Source organism: Mucilaginibacter myungsuensis (assembly GCF_015222005.1).
In the GTDB taxonomy this organism is placed as follows: domain Bacteria; phylum Bacteroidota; class Bacteroidia; order Sphingobacteriales; family Sphingobacteriaceae; genus Mucilaginibacter; species Mucilaginibacter myungsuensis.
The window spans coordinates 636780-651157 of record NZ_JADFFL010000003.1 but is presented as its reverse complement, the minus strand read 5'-3'; the positions used below and the strand labels follow the sequence as shown (position 1 = coordinate 651157).

13 protein-coding genes are annotated in these 14378 nt (G+C 45.6%); 6 read left to right on the top strand and 7 right to left on the bottom strand.

Annotated features, from left to right (window positions below):
• The first annotated feature begins 11 nt into the window (after nucleotides 1-11).
• On the top strand, nucleotides 12-728 hold the full coding sequence (locus tag IRJ16_RS10660; protein ID WP_194111516.1) for a glycosyltransferase: 717 nt from the start codon (nucleotides 12-14) through the stop codon (nucleotides 726-728).
• 125 nt (nucleotides 729-853) lie between these two features.
• Here the strand turns inward: IRJ16_RS10660 and IRJ16_RS10655 are convergent, their stop codons facing one another.
• Nucleotides 854-1789 (bottom strand): hypothetical protein, encoded by a 936-nt coding sequence (locus IRJ16_RS10655; RefSeq protein ID WP_194111515.1) that lies wholly within the window; start codon nucleotides 1787-1789, stop codon nucleotides 854-856.
• A 246-nt stretch (nucleotides 1790-2035) separates the two neighbouring features.
• Between IRJ16_RS10655 and IRJ16_RS10650 the strand changes: the two genes are divergently transcribed.
• The 3 genes from IRJ16_RS10650 to IRJ16_RS10640 all read left to right on the top strand — a co-directional run bounded on the left by IRJ16_RS10650 (nucleotide 2036) and on the right by IRJ16_RS10640 (nucleotide 6988).
• A complete protein-coding gene (locus IRJ16_RS10650) occupies nucleotides 2036-2815 on the top strand; it encodes a 3-keto-disaccharide hydrolase (protein ID WP_194111514.1) in 780 nt (259 codons plus the stop codon).
• A 669-nt stretch (nucleotides 2816-3484) separates the two neighbouring features.
• Complete coding sequence (locus IRJ16_RS10645; protein WP_194111513.1) at nucleotides 3485-4462, top strand: ribonucleoside-diphosphate reductase small subunit; 978 nt, start codon at nucleotides 3485-3487, stop codon at nucleotides 4460-4462.
• Between the two features lie 150 nt (nucleotides 4463-4612).
• A complete protein-coding gene (locus tag IRJ16_RS10640) occupies nucleotides 4613-6988 on the top strand; it encodes a ribonucleoside-diphosphate reductase subunit alpha (protein ID WP_194111512.1) in 2376 nt (791 codons plus the stop codon).
• A 161-nt stretch (nucleotides 6989-7149) separates the two neighbouring features.
• Here IRJ16_RS10640 and IRJ16_RS10635 read toward each other — a convergent pair whose 3' ends face one another.
• The gene (locus IRJ16_RS10635) at nucleotides 7150-7836 is read right to left on the bottom strand and encodes a hypothetical protein (RefSeq protein ID WP_194111511.1); all 687 of its coding nucleotides are present in this window, start codon (nucleotides 7834-7836) and stop codon (nucleotides 7150-7152) included.
• 292 nt (nucleotides 7837-8128) lie between these two features.
• Here IRJ16_RS10635 and IRJ16_RS10630 point away from each other — a divergent pair, with 292 nt between their 5' ends.
• Together IRJ16_RS10630 and IRJ16_RS10625 are read left to right on the top strand one after the other, a co-directional pair.
• A complete protein-coding gene (locus IRJ16_RS10630) occupies nucleotides 8129-8383 on the top strand; it encodes a cysteine-rich CWC family protein (protein ID WP_228080013.1) in 255 nt (84 codons plus the stop codon).
• A 6-nt stretch (nucleotides 8384-8389) separates the two neighbouring features.
• Complete coding sequence (locus IRJ16_RS10625) at nucleotides 8390-8791, top strand: hypothetical protein (protein WP_194111510.1); 402 nt, start codon at nucleotides 8390-8392, stop codon at nucleotides 8789-8791.
• A 153-nt stretch (nucleotides 8792-8944) separates the two neighbouring features.
• Here the strand turns inward: IRJ16_RS10625 and trxA are convergent, their stop codons facing one another.
• The 5 genes from trxA to IRJ16_RS10600 form a co-directional block, all read right to left on the bottom strand.
• On the bottom strand, nucleotides 8945-9241 hold the full coding sequence (trxA, locus tag IRJ16_RS10620; protein WP_194111509.1) for a thioredoxin: 297 nt from the start codon (nucleotides 9239-9241) through the stop codon (nucleotides 8945-8947).
• A 107-nt stretch (nucleotides 9242-9348) separates the two neighbouring features.
• On the bottom strand, nucleotides 9349-10443 hold the full coding sequence (gene lepB / locus IRJ16_RS10615) for a signal peptidase I (RefSeq protein ID WP_194111508.1): 1095 nt from the start codon (nucleotides 10441-10443) through the stop codon (nucleotides 9349-9351).
• A 397-nt stretch (nucleotides 10444-10840) separates the two neighbouring features.
• The gene (recG, locus tag IRJ16_RS10610) at nucleotides 10841-12946 is read right to left on the bottom strand and encodes an ATP-dependent DNA helicase RecG (RefSeq protein WP_194111507.1); all 2106 of its coding nucleotides are present in this window, start codon (nucleotides 12944-12946) and stop codon (nucleotides 10841-10843) included.
• Nucleotides 12943-13887, bottom strand: coding sequence for an EamA family transporter (locus IRJ16_RS10605; protein WP_194111506.1), 945 nt, complete (start codon nucleotides 13885-13887; stop codon nucleotides 12943-12945). Before IRJ16_RS10605 ends, recG begins: the two co-directional genes overlap by 4 nt.
• Complete coding sequence (locus tag IRJ16_RS10600) at nucleotides 13887-14264, bottom strand: RidA family protein (protein WP_194111505.1); 378 nt, start codon at nucleotides 14262-14264, stop codon at nucleotides 13887-13889. The genes IRJ16_RS10605 and IRJ16_RS10600 overlap by 1 nt, the downstream gene beginning before the upstream one ends.
• Between the last annotated feature and the right edge of the window lie 114 nt (nucleotides 14265-14378).

Below are 14378 nucleotides of genomic sequence, written 5' to 3'. Positions count from 1 at the left end.
AATTTTACGCCATGGCTGTCAACCCTTCAAAAATATCGGTGATCATGGTGACCTTCAACGCTGCCAAAACGGTGCAGCGTACGCTGGATAGCATTTATGCGCAAGCATATCCTAATATCGAGATCATTGTTGTCGACGGTAAAAGTACCGACGGTACTACCGATATCCTGCTGGCCAATAAAGAAAAGATCGCCTCGCTGACCATCGAAAAAGATAAGGGTGTGTACGATGCCATGAACAAAGGCCTGGACCGCATAACCGGCGACCGGGTGTACTTTATCGGTGCCGATGATGTAATGCTGCCCGCTTTCTCTGACATGGTGCATGAACTGACCGACCCGACCGCCATTTACTACGCCAACGTATTTGCCGACGGCGCCAAACGCAGCGGAAACATTGGTACACGTTACCGCATGGCTAAGTTTGGCGTTTACCATCAAGCCATGATCTACCCGGCATCGGTATTTAAAAAATATCGTTATAACTTAAAGTACCGTATCTCTGCCGATTTTGCTTTGACGTTAGTTTTGAGCGGCGATAAAAATTACCACTTCGTTTATAAAGAGTACACCATTTGCGATTTTGATCACACCGGGCTGTCCGGCGTTACGATCGACAAACCCTTCCAACGCGACAAGGCCTGGTTGATCCTGCGGAATTTTGGTCCTAAAATATGGGTGAGGTACCTTGTGTATAAATACAAGAACAGAGATAACCCGAGGGCCTGAGGTTGAGTTTTATTTAACCACAAAGGGCACAAAGAAGGAAAAACACAAAGGACACAAAGCCTTGCATGTTGACGATGCAAGGCTTTGTGTCCTTTGTGAAAAACTTTGTGCCCTTTGTGGTTAGTCTACCGCGATAGTTCCTCTACCAAACTCGCAAAATGCTCCTGGAAAAGGAAATCATACCCATTCGGCCCTTCGGGTACTACGTTGATCACTTCGTAAGATACCTCTAATAAGCGGGGCGTTTTCAAACCTTCTGCTATCGAGTACGGGAAAGATTGGTTACCGATAAAGAATTTGCTGCCGGCAATGATGCGTGCCATGTGCAAAAAGTCATCTACAGGTTGCCATTGCAGATCGGGCAGGAGCTTTTTCATCGCTTTATATTCGCTTTCTACGCCTAAAAATACCAATTTGTGTTTGGCAAGAATGCTATGATCGATATTTTGATTTTGATAGCGGGCGCTGCGGGCTAAAACGATGGTGTCTTTATAAGAAGCATCCGGCTCTACCGTCAACCAAGGCTCGTATAACTTTGGACTTGCGCCGGTAATGTAACTGCACCAACGGGCGATGTTACCCCGGTTCTGCGGCACTAATCCTGAGCGGAAAAAGTCAAGATCGATGTGGATGACCTCGTTATTATACACGCGGCAGCTATTGATATAAGATTGGCCCTCGATCAGCGGCTTGATCAGGTCGGCGGTCTTTTGGTTAAGCATTACATTGCCCATAGAGTGCTCGCTGTAATTGCTCAGGTTCATGGGGCGGCCTAATTTTAATAAGAAGTTGATCGGCACATTGGTTTCCTGATAGATCCGCTTGATGGTAGGCAGGGCGTAAATAATATCGCCGGCATTGCCGCTATGGGTCAGGTTAAGTTCACCATGCTGGGCGGCAACAGCTTTGATCTTATTAAGATCGGTAAGTTTATTATTGCCTATTAGGTATTGGTTAAGTTCGTTCTGCTGATAGTTCACCATATCCCACTTATACTTTTTATAAGCGGTTTTAGAGGTCATCTTTAATAAGAGCTTGCCGATGAAATTCTTCTTCTTCATGTGTGGGTTCAAAAGTACAAAGAATTGGCGATAGTGGATGCGATACTGATCGCTACGGAATTACCCCTTATTAAAGTTAGTGCTAATGCGATGTCTGTGATCTTCCCCTAAATTAGGGGAAAGTAATGGCAGTGCTATTTGTAGTTGCTTTCATAAGGGGTAATTTCTGCGCCTGGCAAATTATTTTGCAAGATATTCCACCGATATCATAGCTTTGGTAAACACTATCAAACACTCTAAACGATTATGAAATTCAATTACCTATTAAGCGCCGCTCTGCTCTGCGCATCGGCCACGGCCTTTGGTCAGGCCAATATCCGCGAGGCTAACCAAACATCGGCTAACCCGGATAATGCTGAAAAATTTGAACCGATCCCGGCCGTGGTCACCCCGGCTAAAACTTTAGGTGCGGCACCATCTGACGCGATCGTGCTATTCGACGGTAAGAACCTGAACGAATGGTTAGCGGGCAACGGCAAAGATCAAGCCGGTTGGAAGATCGACAAAGACATCCTCACCGTAGACAAATCCAAAGGCGACATCCAAACCAAAAAGAGCTTTGGCAATTTTCAGCTGCACATTGAGTGGAAGATCCCTGAAGGCATCACACAAACAGGCCAAATGAAAGGCAACAGCGGTATCTTTTTACAAGGCCAATATGAGTTGCAGGTGTTGGATACCTATAATAACGAGAACAAGACCTATACGAATGGCATGGCGGCCAGCATCTATCGCGAGGCTACACCGCTGGTAAACCCGGCCCGCAAAGCAGGGGAATGGAATGTGTATGACATCGCCTACACCCAACCCGAGTGGAATGAGGATGGCACGGTGAAAACGCCTGCCCGTGTTACGGTCTTCTTTAACGGGGTAATGGTGCAAAATAATCAGGAGATCCGTGGTTTTACGTCGACAGGCTCAAAACACGTTTACCGTAAACATGGTGTGGGTCCGCTGAAATTGCAATCGCACGGTGACCCGAGCCCGCCGATCAGCTATCGGAATATTTGGATCAGGGAGTCGTAGCGGATCGCAAGTCACAGACTTGCTTTTATCTGTAAGGCTTCAGTTTTAAACTGAAGCCAGTCCTCAAAGCAACGTCAAAAGGCATCGCAAAACGATGCCTTTTGACGTTAAAAAAGCCCTTACAGCGGTCAGATGAGGTATTTGCAAAATACCCATCTGACCAACTAGCAACACTGGCTTAAGTCTGTGACTTAAGCCTATGGATGAACTGAAGTCTGCGACTTCAGCAAAGGCCTAACTCATTGATCCTGGATCACATACACGGGTAGTATAAGAAACTTTATACGGTGGATCGGTATGTTTTGTGTCATACTTTTTTCAACAAATTGTCAACATTCTTTTTGGTTGTGATCGGCCAAAAAATTATCCGATCGATCGTTAATAACTTGCCTATGATGTGAAAAACTTAGGCATACAAGGATCGATCGGAGACCCTACATTTGTTTCAGTCCTTCGATCGGCTATCGACATCTACTAATACTTTGTTAACGTTATGATGATCAGGCGTTAACACACAAACGGTCGCCGAAGGATGTTAAAACCCTATACATTTTAAAGAAGTCAGAACCTTGTAAGCTGCTTTTGATACAAAAAGAGCAGAGGCGGCACTGTCGGCTGTAATGTGGGGGTACGAAATAAATATAAGTTTAAGGATAAACAGGGCGAAACATGAGTCAGGAAAACGAACTATTACTAAGAGAAAATAAGGACCGCTTTGTGATCCTTCCGATAAAATATCCCGCGATATGGGAGATGTACAAAAAGTCGGAAGCAAGCTTTTGGACCGCTGAAGAGATCGATCTTTCTGACGACCTGAAACATTGGGATAACCTGAACGATGGCGAGCGCCACTTCATCTCACACATCCTGGCTTTCTTTGCGGCAAGCGATGGTATCGTTAACGAGAACCTAGCCGTAAACTTTATGAGCGAGGTGCAATTGCCCGAGGCGCGTTGCTTCTATGGTTTCCAGATCATGATGGAGAATATCCACTCGGAGACCTATGCTTTACTGATCGACACTTATATAAAAGATCCGGCCGAAAAAGACCGTTTGTTCCACGCTATCGACACCATCCCTTGTGTAACTAAAAAAGCGGACTGGGCCATGCGTTGGATAGAGAACGGAACATTTGCCGAGCGTTTGGTAGCATTTGCGGCTGTTGAGGGTATCTTCTTCTCGGGTAGTTTCTGCTCTATCTTTTGGTTAAAGAAACGCGGCTTAATGCCGGGCTTGACCTTTAGTAACGAGTTGATATCTCGCGACGAAGGTTCGCACTGCGAGTTTGCTTGTTTGTTGTACAGCATGTTAGAGAACAAGCTGAGCACCGAGGTAGTTACCGGCATTATTAAAGACGCGGTAGAGATCGAGAAAGAATTTATCACCGATGCCTTACCGGTAGCCTTGATCGGTATGAACGCGAAGCTGATGAGTCAATATATCGAATTTGTGGCCGACCGTTGGTTAGGCGAACTGGGTTATCCAAAAGTATACGGCGCTACCAATCCCTTCGACTTTATGGAGATGATATCGCTGCAAGGCAAAACCAACTTCTTTGAAAAACGTGTAGGCGACTATCAAAAAAGCGGTGTAATGAACACCGGCGGTGCCGACAGCAAAGCATTTTCACTGGACGAGGATTTTTAGAGACAGTGAACGGTGATCGGTTAACCAGAGACCTGTGGAAAACTGATCATCACAAGAAATACAAAACCAACCTTCACACTTTATACTGGGTTAATTAACAGAACAAGAAACAGGTTCCGGTAAAGCGGAACAAAAAAAGGGGGACAAAAAATGTACGTAGTAAAAAGAGACGGTAAAAAAGAATCCGTAAAATTTGACAAGATCACCGCACGGATAGAGAAACTGTGCTATGGTTTTCCATCGTTGGTAGACCCTATCGATGTGGCTAAAAAAGTAATTGAAGGTTTGTTTGACGGTGTGACCACATCTGAATTAGACAACCTTGCAGCCGAGACGGCAGCATCATTGACCACTACGCACCCCGATTACGCGTTACTGGCATCGCGTATAGCTGTATCTAACCTGCATAAAAATACCATCAAGTCGTTCTCTGAAACGATGAAGAATCTATACGAATATGTAGATCCTAAGAACGGTAAGAACGCCGCTTTATTAGCCGACGACGTTTACGCGATCATTCGCGATAACGCCGAAGAACTGGATAGCAGTATTATATATGACCGCGACTTTGGCTTTGATTACTTTGGTTTCAAAACCCTTGAGAAATCATACCTGTTAAAGTTGGACGGTAAAATAGCTGAACGCCCGCAGCATTTATTTATGCGTGTATCGGTAGGTATCCATAAAGACGATATCGCAAGCGCCATCAAAACATACAACCTGATGAGCGAGCGCTGGTTCACACACGCAACCCCTACACTGTTTAACGCGGGTACCCCCAAACCGCAAATGTCATCATGTTTCTTGTTGACCATGAAAGACGACAGTATAGACGGCATTTACGATACCTTAAAGCAAACCGCTAAGATATCACAAAGCGCAGGTGGCATTGGCTTGAGCATACACAACGTACGTGCAACAGGCTCATACATCAGTGGTACTAATGGTACCAGTAACGGTATCATCCCAATGCTGCGCGTATTTAACGATACTGCACGTTACGTAGATCAGGGTGGTGGCAAGCGTAAAGGCGCTTTCGCGATCTACCTGGAGCCTTGGCATGCGGATATCTTCGAATTTCTGGACTTGCGTAAGAACCACGGTAAAGAAGAGATGCGTGCACGTGACCTGTTCTACGCCCTGTGGGTGTCTGACCTGTTCATGCAACGCGTTGAGGCTAACGAGGACTGGAGCTTATTCTGCCCGCACGAAGCACCAGGCTTAGCCGAGTGCCACAGCGAAGAATTTGTTGAACTATATACCAAATACGAAAGAGAAGGCCGTGCCCGTAAGACCATCAAAGCACAAGAACTTTGGTTCGCGGTATTAGATAGTCAAGTAGAGACCGGTACACCGTACTTGTTGTATAAAGATGCTGCTAACGCAAAATCTAACCAACAGAACCTGGGTACTATCAAAAGCTCGAACCTTTGTACCGAGATCATTGAGTATACATCAGACAAAGAAGTTGCGGTTTGTAACCTGGCGTCTTTAGCCTTGCCACGTTATGTGATCAACGGAGTGTTCGATCATGATAAACTGTACGAGGTAACTTACCAGGCTACTTTGAACCTGAACAGGATCATTGATAATAACTACTACCCGGTTAAAGAAGCCGAATACTCTAACCTCCGTCACCGCCCTATCGGTTTAGGTGTGCAAGGTTTGGCTGATGCCTTTATCCTGTTGCGTATGCCATTTGAAAGCGAAGAGGCTAAACAACTGAACAAGGATATCTTCGAGACCATTTACTTTGCTTCGATGACCGCGTCTAAAGATCTGGCCGTTAAAGAAGGCGCTTACGAAACCTTTAAAGGTTCGCCATTATCAAAAGGTAAATTCCAGTTTGATATGTGGGGTGTTACTCCGGAGAGCGGCCGTTGGGATTGGGAGAACTTACGTTTAGACGTAATGAACCATGGTGTACGTAACTCGTTATTGGTTGCGCCTATGCCGACCGCATCTACCTCGCAGATCTTGGGTAACAACGAGTGCTTTGAGCCATACACCTCAAATATTTATACCCGCCGTGTATTGAGTGGCGAGTTTGTGATCGTGAACAAACACTTACTGCGCGACTTGGTTGACCGTAACCTGTGGAACGGTGGTATGAAAGATAAGATCATTAGTGCTAACGGTTCTATCCAGGATATTGCAGAGATCCCGCAAGATCTTAAAGACCTTTACAAAACCGTTTGGGAGATCAAGATGCGTAACATCATTGATATGGCTGCCGACCGTGGCGCTTACATCTGCCAATCGCAATCGTTGAACTTGTTCATCAACTCGCCGAACGCGAGCAAGCTGACCTCGATGCACTTCTACGCCTGGAAGAAAGGCCTGAAGACAGGTATGTACTACCTGCGTACCCAAGCAGCATCGCAAGCGGTTAAATTCACCGTAGAGAACCAGGGCGGTAAAAACATGGACCCTGTTATCCCTGAACTGGTTAACCAAATAGCAGACGAGATACCAGCCGGCCCATCATGCTCGATGGAAGAAGGTTGTGTGACCTGCTCTGCGTAAGTTCATAGTCTAAAGTCGGAATAATAGAAACGGCCGGGAAGCGAAAGCTTTCCGGCCGTTTTGTTTTAAGATATCCGTGCTCGCATCCATGTGAACACAGATATTCAGAAAACAATCAGCTACAAAACACGAACAACAGCAAAACCGATGCGGTTAAAGGGCTATAGATCTAACTGATCCATTAGAGAATTAAAAAAGGTGCGATACTTCTGTTCGTCTACGTGTGTATAATTATATTTAAAGTTGTCTACTGTCAAATTGAACCTCTCAGTGTAGATGCTTATAACATGCGTTTTCATTAACTGAAAATCGTTTAGATCAATATCTGATAAATAGTTATAAATAAATTCCAGATCTAAATAATCGTCTTTCCAGTCTTTGGTTTCCAGCTGCTTTTTATTTTGTCTCAGCAATTGACGAAAATAGCGCTCTTCGTAATTTGTGTAATATAGTTGGTCGCGGGTTATGTAATGGCTTTTATCTAACAAATAGAATAAAGTTTTAAATATTCCAGTTTCTACAATTTCCGGATCATTTAAACTAAAGTCTGTCTCGATTTGAGATCGCTCTGAGTAAATTTTTTGATAGTTGTTTACAACATGATCTCTGGTTATCAGATATTTACACATTCTGATCTTAAACAATTTATTAAACTCAAGTTCTAAATTTAAAAATCTCGGTTTCCATTCCAATTTCGAGGCTTTCTCGAGGCTTACAACAGAATAATTATGATAACTAATTTCTCCGTCACTCCAAGATTCTGAGAAATACTCACTGCCAACATAGATCTCTAATCTATCAGATGAAATTACATCGATAAATACACAGCTGTCAGCATAATGCTTCACGTGTGTTATGGGACGGTTTGCATTGATATGTATCTCGTGATACATGTCCTCGTCGTACGCCCAATATGGATGACCGTTAAAAATATAATGATGGTCATTTACCTCCGTTATGTGATTTACGTAAAACGGTTTATAATCAAGGTCACTCATTTCCTCCATTTCACAAAGTTAGCTGGTTTTATGTATCGGGCCGATAAAAACTAATTCGCAAGTAAGCGGTCGGTTTGCATCGCAATGACGTGCTGAGTTCATCACTATATACACCTGCACCCACTCATAAATTGACACCCTCATGTATGCTCTCATCCTCCATTTCCCTACCTTTGCACCAATGCTCCACCCCAAACACGAGGTTATTTACTGCGACCGTTGCAGCGCCACTTTTGAATGTAAAGCCAACTCATTCACCAAGTGCCAGTGCAGCACTGTGCAGTTAACTTTAAACGAGGTGCAATACGTAAGTGAACTTTACGAGGGCTGCCTTTGCGCCAAATGCCTGCTGGAGTTGCAGCAAGAATACCGCGAGGAGAATGGTGTAGTTCAATAAACCGAGATGTCGACATTTTTAACACAGATCGCTTGCGAGGTTGATGACGCTTACTCCGTCCTGATCGAGGATGACGGTAGAGTAGCTTATGCTTATCTATTGGAGTTTGGCGATGTGATAGGTGATGTGTGGCTTTATAATCAGGACGAAGCCCCGACGGATAGCAATTGGGCCATGCAGTCAAGTCCGTATCTTAACCCAAGAGAGTTTCTTGCCGACGGTTCGGACATTAAGCCGATCAAAGATGAAAAGGAACTGCGCTGTGAATGGACCTTATCTGCCAGTGATAGTTCGGTAGAGGTTGGGATCTATATCCGGGATAAGTTTGTGGCCAGTATCGAGTCAGGGTCTAAGCCGGGTTGGTCGGTGTTGGTGGTGAAGGATGGGCCACTGGCGTTGGTGTATTAAGGGTAAAAAAGTCATCCCGAACTTGTTTCGGGAACCTATCAGGCAGGTCAACACAGCAAGTCTTAACTCCGCAAATGAGGTGCTAAAACGACTTCAGCATGACTTCTCGCAAATATCTTCCAGGCTTTCGGTCTTTCCGACTTCCGGACTCTCCTAACTAAACTGCTCCACCACCTGCTTCAATTGCGCGGCTTGCACTACGCCGCTCTGGCGCCATTTCAGATCACCGTCTTTAAACAGGATCAGTGTTGGTACGCCTTGCACATTGTAAGCACCCGCGGCTTGCGGGTTCTTGTCAACGTCTATCTTAATGATCTTTACGCCGTCGCCCACCATATCTTTTAGTTGTTTCAGGATAGGGGCCATCATTTTACATGGTCCGCACCACTCGGCCGAAAAATCGATCAGCACCGGTGTGTCCGACTTTATAATATCCGCAAAAGTTGCCATAGCGTTTATGTTTTGGTGCAAATATAACAGTTGGCCCAAAGGATAGTTTGCTTATGCAGTCTACTTAAGCTCATTTCGCATTTGACATTCCGCCTTTCGCATTCCTGTTACTTGATCAACCTAAAAAACCTATTCCAACGCACCTTATTCAGCATGTTGTTGGCCGATGAGTCGGTACTTAACCAGGTTACTGCTGCTTTGCCGATGATATGGTCCTCCGGCACATAACCCCAAAAACGTGAGTCGAGGGAATTGTGGCGGTTATCGCCCATCATCCAGTAGTAATTCATTTTAAAAGTGTAGGTGTCGGCTTTTGAACCATTGATGAGGATATCTTTGCCATTGGTCTCTACTTTGTTCCCTTCGTGACTTTCTATCGCCATGCGATACAAGGTCAGGGTCGAATCGTTCAGGGCAACAGTCATCCCTTTCTTAGGCATTACCAGCGGGCCAAAATTATCCAGGTTCCATTTAAAATGGTCGCTGTGCGGGAATATCGTGCTATCATATTGCGTTGCGGGAACCAAGACCGGCTCTACACTCTTAATATTCGAATAGCTTTTAAACTCTTTTAGTTTGTCCAGCGGTACCAGCATCACATATTGATCAAGGCTTAATTGCTGCACGGTTTGGATGCTTAGGTCTGTCAGCAATAGCTGATTGATATCTTTACCATCGGTCTGTACCACGTATTCCATTAACGAGCGTGGGGCGTTAGCGGCAGGCTTACCGTTAATGTACACTTGTGAATTAATGATCCGCAACTCATCTCCCGGGGTGGCCTGGCAACGTTTGATCAGGGTAGTACGCTGGTCTATCGGGGTCTCTAATTCTTCGGGTTTGTTAAATACTACGCAGTCGCCTTTTTTTGGTTCGGTGTAGCCCGGCAGGCGATAGTAAGGTAATTCGATACCGTCCCAATAAGTTTTTACACCGTAAACGGTCGGCTCGGTGAACGGGACGGTTACCGGGGTGATCGGCATCCTTGCGCCGTAAGCCAGCTTGTCTACAAATAAATGGTCGCCTATCAATAACGAACCTTCCATCGATCCTGATGGTATCGCATAAGCAGAAAAAATAATACCACGCACAATGGTCGATGCGATGAGCGCGAACAACAATGCATCGCCCCACTCGCGCAAGGCTGACTTTTTAGGTTTGTTAGCATTGACTTTTTTGCGGAAGATATTTTTGAACTGCATAACGTAGGTGTTGATCAGCAGTTTGGACGCAGAGAGGTAGGGATTGTTACAGGTCTTTTATATAATTCCTTCCCTGGGGAAGGGCGCTGCGGCTGGTGCGCAACGGCAGGAAGGGGTTCTGCGGAATGTATTGTGGTAAACCTCTCTCTACCCACAACCGGCAATGCTATGCAGCGCTGGCCAAGAGCGTGGCGTACTCTTGACTTATTCGTATCTTGCTTTAGAACTACAAAGAATAAGTATCTGATTATCATATAATTATGTTTTAGATAGTTTGAAATATGTTAACCTTTGTTAACTTTCTTTATAGTTTAAATTTGGTATTCGTGGTATTCCTTGTTTCCCGGTAGGTAGTGTATGTAAATAGCCGGTGAATAAATAAAAGACAAGACCGTCGCTACGAGATCTTATCCCAACTCAACCCATCTTTTTTAGACAAGAAGCTTTGGTGCAGGATCTGATTTTCTGGATGGCTGAGCTGCGGATCTTGTTCAAACATTTCCTCCACGCATTTACGGGCAAGCATCAACAGTTGCTGATCTGCGGTAAGGTCGGCAAGTTTAAGGTCTAACACGCCGCTTTGTTGGGTACCTTCGATGTTGCCGGGACCGCGCAGTTGGAGGTCTATTTCGGATATCTCAAAGCCGTTATTGGTCTTTACCATAGTATCCAAACGGATCCGCCCATCTCTACTCAACTTAACGTCACTCATCAAAATACAGAAAGATTGCTCGGCGCCCCTGCCAACACGCCCTCGTAACTGGTGTAATTGCGATAAGCCGAAACGTTCGGCATTCTCTATGATCATTACCGAGGCATTAGGCACGTTCACGCCCACCTCAATAACAGTGGTCGCTACCATAATGTGTGTTTCGCCTTTTACAAAGCGTTGCATTTCGTAATCCTTTTCGGCAGGTTTCAATTTACCGTGGACAATGCTCAAGCGGTATTGCGGCAAGGGAAACTCTCGGCTCATAACTTCGATCCCATCCTCCAGATTCTTCAGGTCCAGCTTTTCACTTTCCTTGATCAGCGGGTAAACAACGTAGATCTGACGGCCCTTGGCAATTTCCTGTTTCATCATGCCAAACATGCGCAGGCGCTGATTCTCGTAAAAGTGTAGTGTTTCGATAGGCTTCCGTCCGGCAGGTAGTTCGTCAATTACAGACACATCCAGATCGCCGTACAACGTCATGGCCAAAGTACGGGGTATAGGGGTAGCCGTCATCACCAACACGTGCGGCGGTATCGTGTTCTTTCGCCACAGTTTGGCGCGCTGTTCCACGCCAAAGCGGTGCTGCTCGTCTATCACTACAAAACCAAGATTTTTATATTGTACCTTGTCCTCGATCAGTGCATGCGTACCAAAGAGGATATGCAGCGAGCCATCCTCTAATTGCTTGTGAAGTTGGGTACGGTCTTTCTGCTTGGTGGATCCTGTCAGCAGGGCGATATTGATAAAGTCATCGCCGATGATATTCTTCACCGTTAGGTAATGCTGATTAGCAAGGATCTCTGTTGGTGCCATAAAGCAGGCCTGGAAGCCGTTATCCAAGGCGATCAGGATACTCATCAATGCCACAATGGTCTTGCCGCTGCCTACGTCGCCTTGCAGCAGGCGGTTCATTTGTACGCCGCGCTGGGTATCTAAGCGTATCTCTTTCAGTACCCGCTTTTGCGCGCCGGTGAGTTGGAACGGTAGCTTATGCTGATAGAACTCGTTAAAGTAATGGCCCACCTTATCGAACACATTGCCCTTGAACTTTTGCGTCCGCAACAATTTGTTGCGAAGTAATTTTAGCTGGATGAAGAACAGTTCCTCGAACTTTAACCGCTTAGTGGCTTCTGCGAGTGCATTAGCATCTGTTGGGAAATGGATGTTGCGGTAGGCCTCCGCCCGGTTCATCAATTTTAATTTATTGATGATAGGTGAGGGCAGGTTCTCGGGTATCTCACGGGCATGTTGCTCGATCAGGAAAGAGGTCATCTTTTGCAGACCTCTGCTATCTAAACTGAACTGTTTAAGTTTCTCGGTCGAACTATAGACGGGCTGCAAGGTCGCATTCCCCTGCCGGCGAAAGGCCTCAGCCGAATATTGCTCAACCTCGGGATGCGACATTTGGGCTTTACCATTGAACGATCCCGGCTTGCCGAACAAGATGTAAGCTTTGCCGGTAACCAAATATTTTTCAACCCATTTTATGCCCTGGAACCATACCAGCTCCATTGTACCCGTATCGTCCTGCACCTGTGCTACCAGGCGCTTGGTCTGTTTTTCGCCTACGATCTCTTTATGGGTAAGGCGGGCGATGACTTGCACATGCGGCATGTCAGGGTTAGTATCGCGTATCTTATAAAATTTGGTACGGTCGATATACTTAAAAGGAAAATGCCGCAGCACATCCTCAAAAGTATAAATGCCCAGTTCCTTTTTCAGTACCTCGGCGCGCGAAGGGCCAGTGCCCTTCAAGTATTCTACCGGTGTTTGAAAAGTCTGGTTCAATGTTGAGGTATGGGTTTGATGTTATCTGTTCCCGGATCTTTAGGTCCGAATAGTGAGCTGATCACCGGCCAGTTAAAAATAATCACCGCTACGATCAATAGCAAGTATCCGCCTATCTGTTGCAAGGTTACGTGTTCGCCAAAAGCTACAATGGCAACGGTGAAAGATATGGCCGGGTTTACGTAGATCGTGATCCCGAGCGTTGATGATGGAATACCATTTAGTGCGTACGAACTTAAGAACAACGGCACAATGGTCATCAAAACAGCAATGATCAATATCATAGCCCAAAAATCAACCTCGGCCGGTACAGGCTTGGCATCATGAAAATAAAAGGGCAGCAGGATCAGCGTCGATATCAGCAGATTGATGCCTAATAAATTAAGCTTATCAAACCGGTTCAAAACCTTTTGCAGGATCAGGTACAGGGCATAAGTTGCCGCGATGACTACCGACCACATGGCTTGCGATACGGACGCGGTGGAAAGTATGCCCACACTTAAGATCGCTATAGCGATGGCGATCAATTTTAAACGGGTCACTTGTTCTTTCAATATCAGGAAGCCTCCGGCTGCGGTCAGTATCGGGCAAACCATGTAAGCAAATGATGCCGCCTTCAAGCTGACGTGGTTAACCACATGGATAAACGTGTACCAGTTAAAAGTGATAAATATGCCTGATGCGAGGAATAATAGCAGGATGCGCCTGCGCTCTTTACTTCCCATTGCCTTTACTAATTGATAGTCGGCCTGCAATTGCTTTTTGCGGAACATCAAGTTGATAGCCCACACAATTGCGAAGGATGTAAATATGCGGTAGTAAAGGATCTGCTGCGGCGAGTATTGCTTGATATGCCTTAGCGGGAACGCAAAAAAACCCCATATCACCGCGGCGGCAATAGCACAAGCAAGATATAGTGCACTCGTTTTTTGTTTGGTCATTAACCTAATAGTACGGTCACTGATATTTCTACGTTCACATTTTTGGGCAGACCGGCAACGGCAACGGTCTCCCGCGCAGGGAAGGGTTGGGTAAGGTAAGAGCCGTATACCTCATTTACCTCGGCAAAAAAAGCCATGTCTTTTAAAAAGATAGTGGTTTTGGCAATATGGGCAAAATCGGTACCTGCCTCTGTAAGGATGGCTTTGATGTTCTCCATCACTTGGGTAGTCTCGGCTTTAATGCTGTCCTGAACTAAGTCGCCGGTTACGGGGTTAATGGCTACCTGGCCTGACACGAATAATAAGTTACCTGCTACGATAGCCTGACTGTACGGGCCGATAGGGGCAGGGGCGTTGGTGCTAACGATGTCTTTCATAGTTTGTTGGAAGTTCGGAAGTCCGCGTAAGTCGGAAGGTCCGGATATTAGGTGTGAATTTTAGTATTTGCGACTTTATTTCTACTTCCGGACTTTCGGTCTTTCCGACTTCCG

Excerpts from the sequence above, each read along its gene's own strand:
- IRJ16_RS10660 (WP_194111516.1), top strand. The coding sequence starts at position 12 with ATGGCTGTCAACCCTTCAAAAATATCGGTGATCATGGTGACCTTCAAC.
- IRJ16_RS10655 (WP_194111515.1), bottom strand. The coding sequence starts at position 1,789 with ATGAAGAAGAAGAATTTCATCGGCAAGCTCTTATTAAAGATGACCTCT.
- IRJ16_RS10650 (WP_194111514.1), top strand. The coding sequence starts at position 2,036 with ATGAAATTCAATTACCTATTAAGCGCCGCTCTGCTCTGCGCATCGGCC.
- IRJ16_RS10645 (WP_194111513.1), top strand. The coding sequence starts at position 3,485 with ATGAGTCAGGAAAACGAACTATTACTAAGAGAAAATAAGGACCGCTTT.
- IRJ16_RS10640 (WP_194111512.1), top strand. The coding sequence starts at position 4,613 with ATGTACGTAGTAAAAAGAGACGGTAAAAAAGAATCCGTAAAATTTGAC.
- IRJ16_RS10630 (WP_228080013.1), top strand. The coding sequence starts at position 8,129 with ATGTATGCTCTCATCCTCCATTTCCCTACCTTTGCACCAATGCTCCAC.
- IRJ16_RS10625 (WP_194111510.1), top strand. The coding sequence starts at position 8,390 with ATGTCGACATTTTTAACACAGATCGCTTGCGAGGTTGATGACGCTTAC.
- trxA (WP_194111509.1), bottom strand. The coding sequence starts at position 9,241 with ATGGCAACTTTTGCGGATATTATAAAGTCGGACACACCGGTGCTGATC.
- lepB (WP_194111508.1), bottom strand. The coding sequence starts at position 10,443 with ATGCAGTTCAAAAATATCTTCCGCAAAAAAGTCAATGCTAACAAACCT.
- IRJ16_RS10605 (WP_194111506.1), bottom strand. The coding sequence starts at position 13,887 with ATGACCAAACAAAAAACGAGTGCACTATATCTTGCTTGTGCTATTGCC.
- IRJ16_RS10600 (WP_194111505.1), bottom strand. The coding sequence starts at position 14,264 with ATGAAAGACATCGTTAGCACCAACGCCCCTGCCCCTATCGGCCCGTAC.